Source organism: Verticiella sediminum, assembly GCF_007558815.1.
Lineage (GTDB): Bacteria > Pseudomonadota > Gammaproteobacteria > Burkholderiales > Burkholderiaceae_B > Verticiella > Verticiella sediminum.
In genome coordinates this window covers 69,607-84,986 of sequence record NZ_VLTJ01000037.1, presented here as the reverse complement: position 1 = coordinate 84,986, position 15,380 = coordinate 69,607, and the positions used below count along the sequence as shown (strand labels likewise).

The following is a 15,380-nucleotide window of genomic DNA, read 5'->3' as shown; positions in this document are numbered from 1 at the left end:
CAACCCGTAGCAATCGCGCGCGCTGCCGGCTGGCGCGGTGAGGTACAGTATTTGCGGCGCTCGTCGCCCCATAGGGACAAGGACAACGACATGATCTATACCTTCCGCTCCAAGGCGACCGGCGAATTCATCATGCTGGGCGAACATGCCAAGCCACTGCTGAAAGCCGCCGGCAAGAGCGGCGACACCGTGGCCGAGGCGCGCGGGGTGTTCACGCCCGAGCAGCTCCCGGCGGCGATCGCCGGCATCGAGCGCGCGATCGGCCAGAGCAGCGAACCCGCCTTCGACGAAGACGATCCCAAGGAACGCGCCCAGGCGCAGCAGTACGTCAGCCTGCGCCAGCGCGCGCAGCCCCTGCTAGACATGCTGCGCAAGGCGCTCGACAAGGGCGTGGACGTGATGTGGGAGGTGAGCGGGCGCTGACCTGCGTCGGCGCCGGCATGGACATGGAAAGCGGCAACGGCTTCTTTGCCTGGCTGGGCGAGCTCGTCGGCGGGGCGATTCGCTTCGTGGTCGACGCGCTGCGCAGCCTGTTCGGCGGCCTGGCCGGCGCCGTGGACGACTTCCTGAGCGGGGTCGCCGGGGCGTTCGGCATGAGCCCGGGGCTGTTCAATTATGTCTGGCTCATTCTCGGCGTGCTGATGCTGATCGCCGCGATCCGGGCCGTCATGCGCCGCGCCATCGTCGCGGCGGTGGTGTGGGCCGTGCTCGGCGTCTTCGTGCTCGGCATGCTGGTTGGCGGCTGACCTGACCCAGGCCGGCCCATGATCCGGGAATCACCCCGTCCCCAAGGAGGACACCATGCGTTGCGCTCGCCACTTCTTCCCTGCACTCGCGCTGGCCGCCAGCGTTCTGATCGGCCCCGCGGCCCTGGCCGCCCCGCCCCTGAAAACCGCCGACGGCATCCTCGTGGACGCCAAGGGCATGACGGTCTATACCTTCGACAAGGACGCCCCCGGCAGCGGCAAGAGCGCCTGCAACGGCCCGTGCGCCCAGGCCTGGCCGCCCGTCGCTGCGCAAGCGTCGGACCAGGACGAAGGCGATTATGCCGTCATCACACGCGACGACGGCACCCGCCAATGGGCCTACAAGGGCCAGCCGCTCTACCTGTTCGACAAGGACGCCAACCCCGGCGACAAGAACGGCGACAACTTCAAGGAAGTCTGGCACGTCGTCAAGCCGTGAGGCCCATCCCTTTCAAGACCTTTTCCCCACGGCTTGATTGACAAGGAACGATCGACGGCGCTGTTGTCCCGGTTGCCACCGTCGGTGGCGGGTGAGCAGCAGCGGACCGACCTTGGGCTTTTCTCACGCGGGAACGAGCGAGAGAGCCATCGATATAGCCTTTGGCCTGGGCAGCCTTGGGCTTGCGCTGGAGGTGTTTTCAGCTCCCAGGTAGCACGGAAATTCCCGGGCAATCTGCAACTTGAATGATCAAGCTCGAAAGACCTTGAAAGGGATGGCATCGAGGCCATGAGGCCGCGCGGCGGACTCCGCCGCGCCACCTCACGCGTATAATCGATCTCGCTCCGGGGTGTGTCCTGCCTGACGGCGGACGCTGAGATGACGCCAATCGAACCCGTGAACTTGACTCGGATCATGCCGACGTAAGGAGAGCTGCCTGCCGCATCGCGCCCTGCGCCATGCGTGCGGGGTTGCCGCCCTCAGCGGGCCCGTTTGCCATCCCGTCCGGAGCATGCCAGCCGGCAGCCGCCGGCCCCACCCAGGATGCGGCAAACGTGACCACTCCCGACGCCCAGGCCCTAGCAGCCGAGCTGCTGGCCTTCATGCAGCGCACCGACGCCACCGACGCGCAGTTCGGCGCGTTCGCCCTGCGCGCCTACGCCCGCCAGTTCCAGCACAACCCGGCCTTCCAGCGCTACTGCGTGCAGCAGGGCCGCACCCCGCGCACCGTGCGCCATTGGCACGACATTCCGGCCGTACCCATCGATGGCTTCAAGGACCTCACCCTGAGCTGCGTGCCGGCCGAGCAGTGCGAGCGGGTGTTCATGACCAGCGGCACGACACGGGCCGATGCGCGCGGGCGCCACTTCCATCCGGACCTGCGCGTGTACGACGCCTCCATGACACTGAACTTCGCGCCGCGCTTCATGCGCGGCGACGCGAAGATCCGCATGGGCGTGCTCTTTCCGACCGAAGCGATGATGCCCAATTCCTCGCTCGCGCACTATCTCGCGCTGGCGCTCGAACATTTCGGCGCGCCCGGCAGCCGCTATCTCGTCGGCCCCGACGGCCTGGACGTGGACGGGCTGTGCGCCATGCTGGACGAGGCATGCGTCGGCGGCGCGCCGTTTGCGCTGCTGGGCGCGAGCTACGGCTTCGTCCACGCCATGGACGCCCTGCGCGAGCGCGGCCGGCGCTGCGTGCTGCCCCCGGGCAGCCGCGTGCTCGATACCGGCGGCTTCAAGGGGCAGTCGCGCGAGATGCCCGCCAGCGAGTTCTATCGCGCGCTGGGCGACACGTTCGGGGTCGCCGCTCACGACTGCATCAACATGTACGGCATGACGGAGCTGAGCACCCAGTTCTACGATGAGGGCAATGCCAGCCAGCCCGCCGTGAAGTCCGGCCCGCACTGGATACGCTCGCGCGTCGTGGACCCGATGACCGGGCAGGACGTTGCCCCGGGCGAGCGCGGCATCCTGGCGCACACCGATCTCGCCAACCTCAATTCCGTCGTGACCATCCTGACCGAGGACGTGGGCGTCGCAGTCGACGGCGGCTTTCGCCTGCTCGGCCGCGCCGAGGGCGCGCAGGCCAAGGGCTGCTCGCTGGCCATGGACGCGTTTCTCGCCGCGGCCCGGGCATGAACGCCCGGCCGCCCAGCAGCCCGCCCGCAGTGCCGGCCACGCGCGCCGTGGCGGCGCGGACCGACGCAGACCCGACGCCGCCCGCGGCCGACGGGCCTGCACCGCCGCCGCAAGGCGCTGCCGCGGCCCTCGAAGCCATGGGCGGCTACGTCGCGGACCCGGCGCTGCTGGGCGAATCCGCCGCCGTCGTGCGCGAGTTCGGCGCGCACGGCCAGCGCGCCGCCATTCGACTCGCGCGCGCCAACGCCGGGCAGGTGAGCGCCGCCGCAGCCGCCGTGCGCGCTGCGGCGCGCCGCAGTCTGGCGCACATGCCGGTACTGGACATCGTCGCGGTGATCGACCGGGTGATCGCGCGCATGCTCGACCCCGACGACCCCGGCCGCCGCGAGGCCGAGCGCCTGCTGCCCGTCATCACCGGCTTCGATCCGGAGATGGTGCGCCTGGGCCTGAACGCTGCGCTCAAGGCCTTTCGCCGGCCACAACTGCTGCGCTGGCTGGCCGAGGACTTCGGCGAACCCGGCCTGCTCGACGACTTCCGTCCGCGTCCGCGCGGCGGGTGGTCGCGCGCCTACGGGCCGCGCCTGCTCGGACATGTCTGGGCCGGCAACGTACCGGCCCTGCCACTGTGGACGCTCGTCGCCGGCCTGCTCACCAAGACCGGCACCGTCGGCAAGCTTCCGAGCGACGAGCCCTGGTTCGCCGGCTGGTTCGCCCGCACGCTGGCCGCCGTCGAACCGCGGCTGGCCGATACCGTCGCCGTTCTCTGGTGGCCGGGCGACGATCTCGCGGCGAACCGCGCCCTCGCCGCCGAGGCCGAGGTGCTGATCGTCTATGGCGGCGATACGGCGATCGCGTCCTGGCATGCCCTGGCCCCTGCCGGCACGCGCGTGCTCGCGCACGGCCACAGGATCAGCGCCGGCCTGGTCGCCGCGGCGGCGCTGGACACCCGGCAGGCGCAGTCCACCGCCCGCCTCGCCGCGCTGGACCTGGCGCGCTGGGACCAACAGGGCTGCTATTCGCCGCAGTGCTTCTATGTGGAACGCGGCGGCCCGGTGGCACCCGAAGCCTTCGCGCAGTTGTTGGCCGGCGAACTGGCCGCCCTGGCCCACCGCTACACGCAGCGCAAGCTCACGCTGGAGGAGGCGCAGGCCGCCGCCCGCTGGCGCCAGGGGCTGGAACGGCGGGCCCTCGGCGGCGAGGGGCGCGTGAGCGTGCTGGGTTCGCCGCACTCGCCCTGGGGCGTCGCCTATCTGGACGCTGCCGGCCTCGCGCCCGGCAGCGCCCTGAACCGTACCGCCTGCGTGGTGGCGGTCGACCGGCTGGAGGACGCCATCGATGCGCTCGCCGTGCACGGCGCCCATCTGCAGACAGTCGGCATCGCCGCCGACCCTGCGCGCCTGTTCGCCCTCGCCCCCCGGCTGGGCGAGGCGGGCTTCACCCGCATCTGCGCCCTGGGCGCCACCGCCCAGCCGGAGCCGGGCTGGCACCACGACGGCCGCTACAGCCTGCTCGACCTCGTACGCGTGGTCGACATCGACATGTCCGCCGAACAAGCGGCCGAGGCCCATGCGCCCTACCGCGACTGACCACGGGCCGAAGCGCAAGCCTCGTCCACCTCGCGGCCTGCATGCCGCTCGGCCGGCAATGCGGCTTGCCGCCCGGACAGCGGCCGGCGACGCCGGCCGAGGGCTGCGCCGGCCATGACCAGCACCCGCCTCTGGTCGGCCCTGCTGCTGGCCGGCGCGCTGCTCGCCTGGGAAGCCGGTGCGCGCGCCTTCGCCTGGTCGGCCCTGGTCCTGCCGGCACCGTCGGCGGTCGGCGCAGCGCTGTGGCGCGGCATCGCGTCCGGCTACTTCTGGCCCCACATCGCACAGACCACACTGGAAGTGCTGCTGGGGCTGCTGGCGGGCGGCCTGGTCGGCTTCGCCTGCGGCCTGCTGCTGGGCGAATCCGCCTGGCTGCACCGGCTCGCCATGCCCTACGTGGTCGCGAGCCAGGTCGTGCCCAAGCTCGCCCTGGCGCCGCTGCTGACCGTGTGGCTGGGCTTCGGCACGCTGCCCATGGTGGTCATCACCGCGCTGGTCTGCTTCTTTCCCCTGCTGGAGAACACCTGCACCGCCATCGGCCAAGTCGACGCCACCCATCGCGACCTGTTCCGCACGCTGCGCGCCACGCGCTGGCAGACGCTCTGGCAGCTCAAGGTGCCGGCCGGCCTGCCGGGCATCCTGGCCGGGCTGCGCATGGCGGCGGTCCTGGCGCTGGTCGGCGCCGTCGTCGGCGAGTTCATCGGTGCCACCCACGGCCTGGGCGCGCTCATCATCGCGGCCCAGGGCTCGATGGACACTCCGCTGATGTTCGCCGTGCTCATCCTCATCACTGTGCTCGGCCTGATCGTCTATCAGGCCGTTGTCTGGCTGCAGCGCCACCTGCTGCGCCGCTACGCTCCCTCCCACCACGAAGGCACATCGCCATGAGACGCACCTTCCTGCGCCGCGCCGCCTGCGGCGCGCTCGCCACCCTGGCCCTGCCGCACCTCGCGCTGCGCGCGGCCGAGCCGCGCCGGCTCGCCCTCGCCGGCTGGAGCAAGCCCATCACCGAAGTCGTCAACTTGCTCGCCGAACCCGACAAGGGCTTCTTCCGCGCCGAGGGCCTGGACCTGGCCTACCTACCCGGCGCGGGCGGCGGGGATGCCGTGCGCAACCTGCTCAGCGGCCAGGCCGAGGTGGCCTTCACCGATCCGGGTTCGTTCTTCGCCGCGCTGGACCAGGGCGCGCCCCTGCGTGCGTTCTACGACATCTATCCGCAGAACGTATTCAACGTCGTCAGCCTGCCCGCCAGCGGCATCGACACGCCGGCGGACCTCAAGGGCAAGCGCATCGGCGTGTACAGCCTGGCGAGCGGCACCCGGCAGAACCTGCAGATCCTCCTGCAGCAGGCCGGCTTGAGCGAACAGGACGTGGAGATCGTCGTGACCGGCGTGCTCAACTTCGTGCCCCTCATGCAAGGCCGCGTGGACGCCACCGCGGCCACCGACACGGGGCTGGCGCTGGCGCGCCGGCGCGGCCTGGGCGAGGCGCGGGTGATCGCCGTGGCCGACCACCTGAACTATTCGAGCGACCTGCTGGTGGCGCGCGAAGCCACCTACCAGGAACAGCCGGACCTGTTGCGCCGCGCCGGCCTCGCGTTCCGCCGCAGCACCGCCTGGATGATCGAGCACCAGGACGAAGCCGCGCAACTGGCTGTGCGCCGCGCCATCGACGGGCAGGATGTCGAGCTCAACCGCGACATCATCGCCTTGCGCGCCCGCGCCAGCGTTTCCGAACTGACCCGCCGCGAGGGCCTGGGCACGCTCGACCCCGCCTCCCTCCAGGCGGCCGCGGACGCCTACCACGCGCTCGGCCTCGTCAAACAGCCGATCGGCGTGCGCAGCGTCCTCGCGCCCGAACTGCTGCGCGGCTGATCGCGCCCGCGGAGACCACCATGGACTTCAAGGACAAAGTCATCCTCGTGACCGGCGCGAGCCGCGGCCTGGGCGCGGCCATCGCCGGGGCCTTCGCGCGCGAAGGCGCTCTGGTCGCCGTCAACTACCGGGAGAACACGGCGGCGGCCCAGGCCACCGTGGCGCGCTGCATCGCCGCGGGCGGCGACGCGTGGGCCGTGCGCGCCGACGTCACGCGGCGCGACGAGGTCGACGCCATGGTCGCCGAGATCCTGCGCGAAGCCGGCCGCATCGATGCCGTCGTCAACAATGCCTTTCATCCCTACCGCTTCGATCCGGACCGCCGGCCGCGCTTCGCCGACCTCGGCTGGGACGCCTTCCAGGCCCAGTTCGACGGCGCGGTGCAGAGCGCCTACCACGTGTGCCAGGCCGTACTGCCCGGCATGCGCCAGCGTGCCGGCGGCAGCATCGTCAACATCCTCACCGACCTTGCCGATCAGCCCCTGGTGCCCTACCCCGACTACGCCACCGCCAAGGCGGCCCTGGCCGGCTTCACCCGCCAGCTCGCCGCCGACCTCGGCCCGCACGGCATCCGCGTCAACGGCATCGCGCCCGGCCTGGTCTGGCCCACCGACGCCAGCCGCGCCACCCGCGAGAGCGTGCGCGAGCAGCTCGCCGCGCAGACCCCGCTGCGCCGCGTCGCCACGCCCGAGGACGTGGCCGGCCCCGTGCTGTTCCTGGCCTCGGACTGGGCGCGCTTCGTGACCGGGCAGGTGGTGCTGGTGGATGGCGGGCTGGTGATGCGGTGAACGTCGATTCAGCCCGCCGCCGTGCCTTCGATGGAGTGCGCACGGCACGGCCAGGCATCGGGACCGAGACCCGCACGCCTCTCGAGCAAGCCGCACCGGCAGACGCATCCGCGCTGCACTATGATTCCGGCGTACGGAACAATCTCTGGCCGCTGATTGACGTCCGGCCTCGGGTCGACCAATCTCGCGCCACATTCACGCAGGCATCCGGCCCATGGCGCAAGCAGCAACCATCGAACTGGCGCAGTACATCCGTCCGGGCGACACCGTAACGTTCGGCCAGGCCGACGCCCATCCACGCACCCTGCTGCGCGCGCTAGCAGCGCAACGGCACCAGATCGGACGCACGCGCTTGTTCCTCGGTATCGGCCAGGGGCTGGAGACGATCCTGCAGCCCGAATATGCCGACGCCTTCGATTATCTGGCCTATTGCGGCAGCGGCTCGAACCGCGCGCTCGCGCAGGCCGGCGTGCTCGACATCGTCACGGACAACTACTCCGCCCTGCCCGGGTTGCTCAGCCGCGGGGCGCTGCGCGTGGACGTCGTGCTGCTGCAGGTCTCACCGCCGGACGAACAGGGCCGATACAGTCTGGGCATGGCGCGCGAATACCTGGTGCCGGCCCTGGAAGGCGCGCGCGCCATCCTCGCCGAAGTCTGCCCCTGCGTGCCCTGGACGCATGGCGGCCCGTACCTGCGCGAGAGCGATATCGACCTGCTCATCCAGACGCAGGACGACGACCCCGGCACGGATGCGCGCGAGCCCGGGCCGATCGAACAGGCGATCGGCCGCAACGTCGCGTCGATCGTGCCGGACGGCGCGACCCTGCAGACCGGCATCGGGGCCATCCCGGATGCCGTGCTGGCCGCCCTGGCCGGGCACCGGGATCTCGGCCTGCATTCGGGCAGCCTGGGCGAAGGCATCATCGGCTTGGCCGAATCCGGCGCACTGACCAATGCCCGCAAGGGCGTGGACACCGGCTTGACGATAGGCGGCGTGCTCATCGGCGGCCCGCGCCTGAGGCGCTTCGCGCACCGCAACCCGCGCCTGGCGCTGCGCAGCACGGCCTACACGCACGATGCGCGCGTGCTCGCCGGCCTGAACCGCTTCACCGCCATCAACTCGGCGGTGGAGGTCGACTTGACCGGTCAGGTGAACTCCGAGGCCGCCGGCGGCGCCTATGTGGGCGCGGTCGGCGGCGTGGTGGATTTCCTGCGCGGTGCCCATGCCAGCAAGAACGGCGTCCCCATCATCGCCCTGCCGTCCATGGCCCGCGGCCAAAGCCGCGTGGTCGCCTCGCTGAGCGGCCCGGTGACCGTGCCGCGCAGTTGCTCGTGCGTCATCGTCACCGAACACGGCATCGCCGATTTGCGCGGCCTGACGCTGTCCCAGCGCATCGACAGGATGCTGGGCGTCGCCCATCCCGAGCAGCGCGACGCGCTGGAGCGCGAGATCGCCGCCCAGCGCCCGCTGGGCTGGAAGATCCGCTAGGGGTCGACGCTCGGCTCACCGGCGCCGGCTCACACCCGGCCGGTGACGGGCAGCAATGCCCCGGTGACGCCCTGGCCAGCGTCGGACAGCAGGAAACCGATGGCCGACGCCACCTCGTCCGCCGTCACCCATGCGCTGAAATCCGCATCGGGCATGTCGGCGCGGTTCCTGGGCGTGTCGATGATGCTGGGCAGGACCGCGTTCACGGTGATCCGCTCGGCTTTCAACTCGTCGGCCAACGCCTCCGTGAAGCGCGCCACGCCCGCTTTCGAGGCCGCGTACGCGCCCATGCCGGCTGCCGCCTTGAGGCTGCCGGCAGCGCTGATATTGACGATGCGCCCGCTCCCGCGGCGCTGCAGATGCGGCAGAACGGCTTTGGACGCGTTCACGCACGTCACGACGTTCATGGAGAACATCTGCCCCCACTCCGCCAGGTCGGCGCTGCCCTGCAGCGTCTGCCAGGTGAATCCGCCCGCCACATTCACCAGCCCGTCGATGCCGCCGACATGCTGCGCGATGTCCTGCATGACCCGCTCGGCATCCGGCAGCGAGGCCAGGTCGGCCTGCCACGCCGGGCCGGCGTCCGGCGCGTTGCCGGGCACCACGTCCACCAGCGCGGCCCGGCCGCCCGCGCGTGTGACCATCCGTGCGACGGCACTGCCCAGTTGCCCGAATGCGCCAGTGATGACGATAACTTTCTCGTTGAGCTCCATCGGTAACCTTCCAGGGTGAATGATGGCTCATGATAAACGCCCGATGCCGGTCCAGACAGGGTCCCGGGCTCTGCCCGACTGCCGCATCGGCCCCTGCCGGTGCCGCCTCACAGCTCGCCGTCGAAATCGGCGAGCTGATCCTGGAACCGCTCGGCCGCCCTGCGCAGCACCGGTACGATGAGCTTGCTCTCCGCAGCGAGGTCCGGGAGCATCCGCGCGCGCCCGCAGCTCATGCTCATCACGATGCGCCTGCGGCCCACCACTACAGGCAGCGCGATGCCGTACGCATCGCGCTGATAGCCCGCCAGCACCGAGCAGACTCCGGTCCGCCGCAATTCATCGAAACTCTGCTCGATGCCGCGCATCAGGTCCGGCGCCGAATCGCCCGCGTTGCGGCGCAATTGCTCGAGCAAATCCTCGCGCTCGTCCAGCGGCAGGCCCCACAGGTAGGCGCGGCCGATGGACGTGGTGCCCAGCGGCAGCAGAGAGCCGACCCCCAGGCGCAAGGTGCGCACGCGATGGCTGGCCCGGTAGCCGACATAGAGCATTTCCAGGTCGTTGCGGATGCTGAGCGCAACCGACACGTCGAGCTCGTCGGCCAGCGCCTGCAGGAACGGGTTGGCGATACGCAGCAGCTCGCTGCCGGCGAGATAGGCATGGCCGATGCCGACGGGCGCGGCGCCCAGCTCGAACTCGCGCCCGCCCGGCACGTGCCGCAGAAACCCCAGGTGCAGCAGGGTGCTGGTCAAACGCGACACCGTGGCCTTGGACAGGCCGGTGCGTCGCACCAGTTCGGCGTTCGACAGCGGCGCGCGCTCGGAGCGGAAGGCGCGCAGGACCTGCATGCCTCGCTGCACGGTCTGCACGGACACGCCGGCGCACTCACTCTTGTCGTTCATCAAGACGCCACCTTCTGCTGGATGGAGAAAACGGTGGCGAGCAACTGCGGCCCGATCTCGCGCTCCACCCGCGCACGCGTCATCTGCTGACTCGTACCCACGCAGGCCAGCACCAGCGGCGCGTGCCCTTCCACCAGCAAGGGTGCGGCCACGATGCCGATTTCGCTCTCCCATTCCCCCAGCGACGAGCAGAAGCCGACCCGGCTCATCTGGGCCAGCGCCTCGCTGGTGCGACGGCGCAGCCGGGGCCAGTCGCGGGGCGTGCGCCGCTCGACGTTCTCCAGCAGGTAGTAGCGCTCGAGCTCGGGCAGCGCGGCCAGGAACGCCCAGCCCATCGGCGAGGACGCGATGCCCAGCCGCACGCCCACGTACAGGTTGAGCGCCAGCGCCGATTGGACGCTGCGGCAGCTCTCCAGCACGATCATGTCCAGGCGATCACGCGAACTCAGGTTCACATGCAGCCGGTGGCGTTCGGCGAAGGCCTGCATGCATGCACAGGCCAGGCGCTGCACGTCGGAATTGGCCGTGGCGCCATAGCCCAGCGCCAGCGCCGACGGCGCCAGACGATACTTGCGCCCTTCGTCATCGCGAAAGAGATAGCCCAGCACAACGAGGGTCTGGGCGATGCGCGTCACGGTCGAGGCGGGCAGGCCCGTGCGCACGGACAGATCGCGGTTGCCCAGCCACGTTTCTCCGGGCACGAAGGCCGCCAGCACCGCCAGCGCGCGGGCGAACGGCGCAACGACGGGCCGCGAGGCGACGGCGGCGAACGGCGCGCCGCCCGGCATGCCGGGGCTATCGGTCTTCGCGTCCATCGCTCCTGCTCGCGTCCATCCGCGTTACCTCGATCGTGCCGCGCCATCGCGCCGGGTCGCATCGGACAGCACGGCCAGCCTCCGCGGCCCCCCCGCGCGCAGCGCAGACGCCGCTTACGCGCGCTCGAAGATCGCCGCGATGCCCTGGCCGCCGCCGATGCACATGGTTTCGAGCCCGTAGCGCTGCTTGCGTCGCTCCAGCTCGTGCAGCAGCGTGGTCATGATGCGCACGCCGGTCGCCCCGACGGGATGGCCCAGCGAGATCCCGGAGCCGTTGACGTTGAGGCGGTCCGCCAGTTCGTCCATCGAGCTGCCCCAGCCCTTGACGCAGGCCAGCGCCTGGCAGGCGAAGGCCTCGTTGAGCTCGACCAGGTCCATCTGGTCGAACGTCAGGCCCGTGCGCGCCAGCAGCTTCTGCACGGCGGGCACCGGGCCGATGCCCATGCGCGAAGGCTCGCAGCCCGCGGCCGCCCAGCCGACCAGCCACGCCGACGGCTCCAGGCCGAGCTCGGCCAGTTTATCCTCGGCCACCACCAGGCAGGCCGACGCGGCGTCGTTCTGCTGACATGCATTGGCGGCCGTCACCACGCCGTCGCGCATGATGGGCTTGAGGCCGGCGAAGGATTCGATCGTCGAATCGGCGCGCACGCCCTCGTCGCGGTCGATGATCAGGGGATCGCCCCGGCGCTGCGGAACCTGCACCGGCACCACTTCGTCCGCGAAGTACCCGGCTTCCCACGCCGCGGCCGCCCGATGATGGCTGCGCACCGCGAAGGCGTCGGACGCTTCGCGCGTGATGCCGTAGTCGCGCGCCAGGTTCTCCGCCGTCTCGATCATGCCGCTGATGCGGCCGAACCGCGATTCCGGCTGGGAACGCTCGCGCCCGCGGTCCAGGCGGTCGTGCAGGACGGCGGAACCGGCGCGGCTGCCCCAGCGCATGGCCGTGGTGTAGTACTCCACATTGCTCATGCTCTCCACGCCGCCAGCCATGACGACGTCGGCCGCACCCGTCTGCACCATCATCGCCGCGGTGGCGATCGCCTGCAGCCCGCCGCCGCAGCGACGGTCGAGCTGCATGCCCGACACCTCGATCGGAAAGCCCGCCTGCAACGCCACCCAGCGGCCGGTGCAGGGCGTCTCGCCGTTCATGTAGCTCTGCGCGAAGACCACGTCGTCGATGCGCGCGGGGTCCAGGCCCGTGCGCTCGACGATAGCGCGGGCCACGATCGCGCCCAGCTCTTCCACCGGAACGCCCTTGAGCCCGCCCCCGAACTTTCCTACCGGCGTACGCAACGCGGAAACAATGGCAGCTCGCTTCATCGACATTTCTCCCGGCGGCGCCTGCCGCCCTTTCAACATGATCAGAAAACAGACCCGTGCCGCAGCGGGCGCAGGGAATCCGCATCTCGTGCCTGGGATGATTCGTCAGTCGCGGGGCCGCGGTCAATCGGATCGACAAAACGTTCCGTACATCGGAAATTGGCTGCGGGCTCGTATGCGGGCTGCACCGGCTTCACCCTATGATTATCGCCCTTTCCCTTGTTTCCAATGCACGGAACAGCGGCGGCCACGCGCGGACCGCTGCCCAGCCTGCCCAGCCCGCCCGGCAGGCTCAAACGCTCAAACGCCATTACGGCGCCGGGCGGTGCACCCGGTTGCGCAGCCTGCCGAGCCCTTCGACTTCCAGTTCGACGATGTCGCCGTCGGCCAGGAAGCGGCCAAGTTCCAGGCCGCAGCCGTTGCCCACCGTGCCCGAGCCGAACACCTCGCCGGGCAGGATGGTCTCGTCCGACGAGACGTGGTGCAGGATGCTGTCGAAACGGTGGTACATGGTCGAGCTGCTGCCTTCGGACCAGAGCTCGCCGTTCACCCAGGCCCGCATGCGCATACCGTAAGGGTCGGGGATCTCGTCCGCGGTGACGAGCCAGGGCCCGAGCACGTTGCCGGTATCGAAGTCCTTGCTCTTGGCCGGCCCCAGGCCGCCGGCCATTTCGCGATACTGCTCGTCGCGCGCGCTGAAATCGTTGTAGATGCAATAGCCGAAGATGTGGCGGGATGCGTCCTGCCTGGCAATGTTCTTGCCTGCGACGCCCGTCACCATGGCGAACTCCAGCTCGTAATCCAGGGTGTCGGCATAACGCGGCCACTGCACGACGGCATCATGGCCGGCCACCGAATGCACGTTGCACTTGTAGTACAGCGGGCGCTCGTACCAGATCGCCGGCAGCTCGACCTTGTCGGGATCGGTCGGAAAGCCCTGCACGCCGAACAGGTGGCGTTTGGTGCGCGCCTGCTTGGCATGCTGCTCGAAGCTGTAGCAATCGCGCATCTGCCGGGGCCGCGGCAGCGGCGCCAGCAGGCGCGCCTGCGCGAGATCGACCGTGCGCACGGGACGGCGGGCGAGCTGCCGCGCATGTTCCAGTGCGTCCGCGCCGCCGTCGATCAGCGCCAGCATGTCGGCGAAATAGGGTGAGTGCGACGGCTCGAAAACGCTGATGGTGTGCTCATCCACCAAGGCGCCGATGTGGCGCGAGCCATGGATATCGAAAGTGCTCAGTTTCATGCCGGTGTACCGTCCGCGTCACTGCTTGAACGTAATCTGGTTCTCGCGCACCAGCGCTTCCCAGGCCTTCGGTTCTTCGACCAGCGTCCGGTCCAGATCCGCCGCGCTCGAGTACTTCGGCTGGAAACCGCGTTCGCGCAGCGCCTGCGCGGTCTGCGGATCGGCCAGCGCCTGCTTCAGGGCGTCGTTGAGCGTCGCGATCGTCTCGTCCGGCGTGCCGGCCGGCACGGCGATGCCGTACCAGGCCTCCAGCATGACATCGGGCATGCCGGCCTCGGCCACGGTCGGCACGTCCGGCAGCATCGGTAGCCGCGTGGCGCCGGCCACGGCGTAGCCGCGCACCTTGCCCGAGGCCACCATGGGCGCCGCGCTGGAGCCGGAGAACACGCCGAGCTGGATGTTGCCGCCGATCAGGTCGGTCAGGATGGCGGAGTCTCCCTGATAGTGCGCGATGACCGGGTGCGCTTTGGCCGCGGCGAGGAACTTCTCGGCCGAGAAGTGGGCGACCGAACCGGTGGACGGCACACCGATGGCAATCCTGTCGCCGTTCTCGCGCAGGTACGGAACCAGCTCGGCCAGCGATGTCGCGGGCAGGCCGACGTTGCCCACCAGGGCCAGCGGCAGCGTGACGAACGTGCCGACGGCCCGGAAGTCCTTGACCGGGTCGTAGGGCAGCGTCTTGCCGGTCACCCCGGGCAGGGTGTGCGTGGCCGAGGCGATCATCACCATGGTGTAACCGTCCGGCTTGGCGCGGGCGGCCGCGAAGGCGCCGATCTGCCCGGATGCGCCGGCCCGGTTCTCGACGACGATGGGCTGGCCCAGGATGCCGGCCATCTTTTCGGCCACGATGCGCGACGGCGTGTCCGTGCTGCCGCCCGGCGGAAACGGCACGATGAAGGTGATGGGCCGCTCGGGAAAGGCGGCATGGGCCGAGGCAGTCAGGGCGAAGGCGCCGAGAAGCGCGGCCAGGCGTGGGTGTCCGATCATGATTGTCTCCGGTGTTCTAGGTAGGGCGAAAGGTGTGTGGGGGGATGCCGGTTTTCTATGTCATGAACGCGCCGCCGTTCACATCCAGGCAGGCTCCCGTGACATAGCCGGCGCCGTCGGAGGCGAGGAATGCCACTGCCGCGGCGATCTCGGCGGGTTGGCCGGTGCGGGCCATGGGTATGCGGCTGCAGATGGCCGCGTACATGTCTTCCGACAACTGCCGCGTCATGTGCGTGGACACCAGGCCCGGCGCCACGGCGTTGGCCGTCACTCCCCGGTTCGCGAATTCGCTGGCGATGGACCGGGTAAGGCCGAGTATGGCGGCCTTGGATGTCATGTAGGACGGCCCCGCGGCATTGGCCTGCGAGCGGCCGGCGCGCGACGAAATGTTGACGACGCGGCCCCAGCCACGTCGCGCCATCGACGGCACCCAATGGCGCGCGAGCAGCATGGGCACCGTCGTGTTCACGAGCAGTACCTCGTTCCACTCCTGCAGGCTGAGTTCGGCCAGGCCGCTGGTCTTGCCGTTCTGCTTGGGCGAGATCGCCGCGTTGTTGACCAGGATGTCCACACCGGCCCAGCCGGACGGGACGGCCGAGTCGATGCGTTGCGCCGCGTCCGCCTCGCCCAGGTCGATGCAGCACGTGCGCACCGCATCGCCGGCGACGCCCGCAAAAGCCTCGTCCAGCGCGTCGGCGCTCCGGTCGACCGCGACGACGCGATGCCCGCCGGAAAGCAGCGCGGCACAGATGGCCCGGCCTATCTCTCCCGCCGCGCCGGTGACGACTGCCGTGCGTGGTGTATCCATGTTCGTTCTCCTCCCGGCCGGCGGCGAGGC

General features: G+C 70.2%; 16 protein-coding genes. 9 read left to right on the top strand and 7 right to left on the bottom strand.

Going from position 1 to position 15,380, the window contains the following annotated elements; all coding sequences use genetic code 11:
* The first annotated feature begins 90 nt into the window (after positions 1 to 90).
* The 9 genes from FOZ76_RS19035 to FOZ76_RS18995 all read left to right on the top strand — a co-directional run bounded on the left by FOZ76_RS19035 (position 91) and on the right by FOZ76_RS18995 (position 8,565).
* Entirely contained in the window at positions 91 to 423 is a 333-nt protein-coding gene (locus FOZ76_RS19035; RefSeq protein WP_143949865.1) for a DUF1840 domain-containing protein, read from the top strand.
* 17 nt (positions 424 to 440) lie between these two features.
* The gene (locus FOZ76_RS19030; protein WP_246129636.1) at positions 441 to 746 is read left to right on the top strand and encodes a hypothetical protein; all 306 of its coding nucleotides are present in this window, start codon (positions 441 to 443) and stop codon (positions 744 to 746) included.
* Positions 747 to 801: 55 nt separating this feature from the next.
* Entirely contained in the window at positions 802 to 1,185 is a 384-nt protein-coding gene (locus FOZ76_RS19025; protein ID WP_143949864.1) for a COG4315 family predicted lipoprotein, read from the top strand.
* A gap of 602 nt (positions 1,186 to 1,787) precedes the next feature.
* The gene (locus FOZ76_RS19020; protein WP_246129639.1) at positions 1,788 to 2,828 is read left to right on the top strand and encodes a LuxE/PaaK family acyltransferase; all 1,041 of its coding nucleotides are present in this window, start codon (positions 1,788 to 1,790) and stop codon (positions 2,826 to 2,828) included.
* Positions 2,825 to 4,414: an acyl-CoA reductase gene (locus tag FOZ76_RS19015; RefSeq protein WP_143949862.1), complete on the top strand. Its 1,590-nt coding sequence runs from the start codon at positions 2,825 to 2,827 to the stop codon at positions 4,412 to 4,414. Before FOZ76_RS19020 ends, FOZ76_RS19015 begins: the two co-directional genes overlap by 4 nt.
* 114 nt (positions 4,415 to 4,528) lie before the next feature.
* Complete coding sequence (locus FOZ76_RS19010; protein ID WP_143949861.1) at positions 4,529 to 5,302, top strand: ABC transporter permease; 774 nt, start codon at positions 4,529 to 4,531, stop codon at positions 5,300 to 5,302.
* Positions 5,299 to 6,288, top strand: a complete 990-nt coding sequence (locus FOZ76_RS19005; protein WP_143949860.1) for an ABC transporter substrate-binding protein — start codon at positions 5,299 to 5,301, stop codon at positions 6,286 to 6,288. Before FOZ76_RS19010 ends, FOZ76_RS19005 begins: the two co-directional genes overlap by 4 nt.
* A gap of 20 nt (positions 6,289 to 6,308) precedes the next feature.
* Positions 6,309 to 7,076, top strand: coding sequence for a 3-oxoacyl-ACP reductase (locus FOZ76_RS19000; protein ID WP_143949859.1), 768 nt, complete (start codon positions 6,309 to 6,311; stop codon positions 7,074 to 7,076).
* Between the two features lie 214 nt (positions 7,077 to 7,290).
* Positions 7,291 to 8,565 carry an acetyl-CoA hydrolase/transferase family protein gene (locus tag FOZ76_RS18995; protein ID WP_143949858.1) on the top strand — a complete coding sequence of 425 codons (1,275 nt, stop codon included), beginning with the start codon at positions 7,291 to 7,293 and terminating at the stop codon, positions 8,563 to 8,565.
* Positions 8,566 to 8,594: 29 nt separating this feature from the next.
* Here the strand turns inward: FOZ76_RS18995 and FOZ76_RS18990 are convergent, their stop codons facing one another.
* From FOZ76_RS18990 to FOZ76_RS18960, 7 genes are all read right to left on the bottom strand, one after another.
* The gene (locus FOZ76_RS18990; RefSeq protein ID WP_143949857.1) at positions 8,595 to 9,278 is read right to left on the bottom strand and encodes an SDR family NAD(P)-dependent oxidoreductase; all 684 of its coding nucleotides are present in this window, start codon (positions 9,276 to 9,278) and stop codon (positions 8,595 to 8,597) included.
* A 107-nt stretch (positions 9,279 to 9,385) separates the two neighbouring features.
* Positions 9,386 to 10,177 (bottom strand): IclR family transcriptional regulator, encoded by a 792-nt coding sequence (locus tag FOZ76_RS18985; RefSeq protein ID WP_143949856.1) that lies wholly within the window; start codon positions 10,175 to 10,177, stop codon positions 9,386 to 9,388.
* A complete protein-coding gene (locus FOZ76_RS18980; protein WP_211366324.1) occupies positions 10,177 to 10,992 on the bottom strand; it encodes an IclR family transcriptional regulator in 816 nt (271 codons plus the stop codon). Before FOZ76_RS18980 ends, FOZ76_RS18985 begins: the two co-directional genes overlap by 1 nt.
* 114 nt (positions 10,993 to 11,106) lie before the next feature.
* Positions 11,107 to 12,312 (bottom strand): acetyl-CoA C-acetyltransferase, encoded by a 1,206-nt coding sequence (locus FOZ76_RS18975; RefSeq protein WP_143949855.1) that lies wholly within the window; start codon positions 12,310 to 12,312, stop codon positions 11,107 to 11,109.
* Between the two features lie 310 nt (positions 12,313 to 12,622).
* Entirely contained in the window at positions 12,623 to 13,555 is a 933-nt protein-coding gene (locus FOZ76_RS18970) for a fumarylacetoacetate hydrolase family protein (protein ID WP_143949854.1), read from the bottom strand.
* An 18-nt stretch (positions 13,556 to 13,573) separates the two neighbouring features.
* Positions 13,574 to 14,542, bottom strand: a complete 969-nt coding sequence (locus tag FOZ76_RS18965; RefSeq protein WP_143949853.1) for a Bug family tripartite tricarboxylate transporter substrate binding protein — start codon at positions 14,540 to 14,542, stop codon at positions 13,574 to 13,576.
* Positions 14,543 to 14,597: 55 nt separating this feature from the next.
* On the bottom strand, positions 14,598 to 15,350 hold the full coding sequence (locus tag FOZ76_RS18960; protein ID WP_143949852.1) for an SDR family oxidoreductase: 753 nt from the start codon (positions 15,348 to 15,350) through the stop codon (positions 14,598 to 14,600).
* Positions 15,351 to 15,380 lie beyond the last annotated feature (30 nt).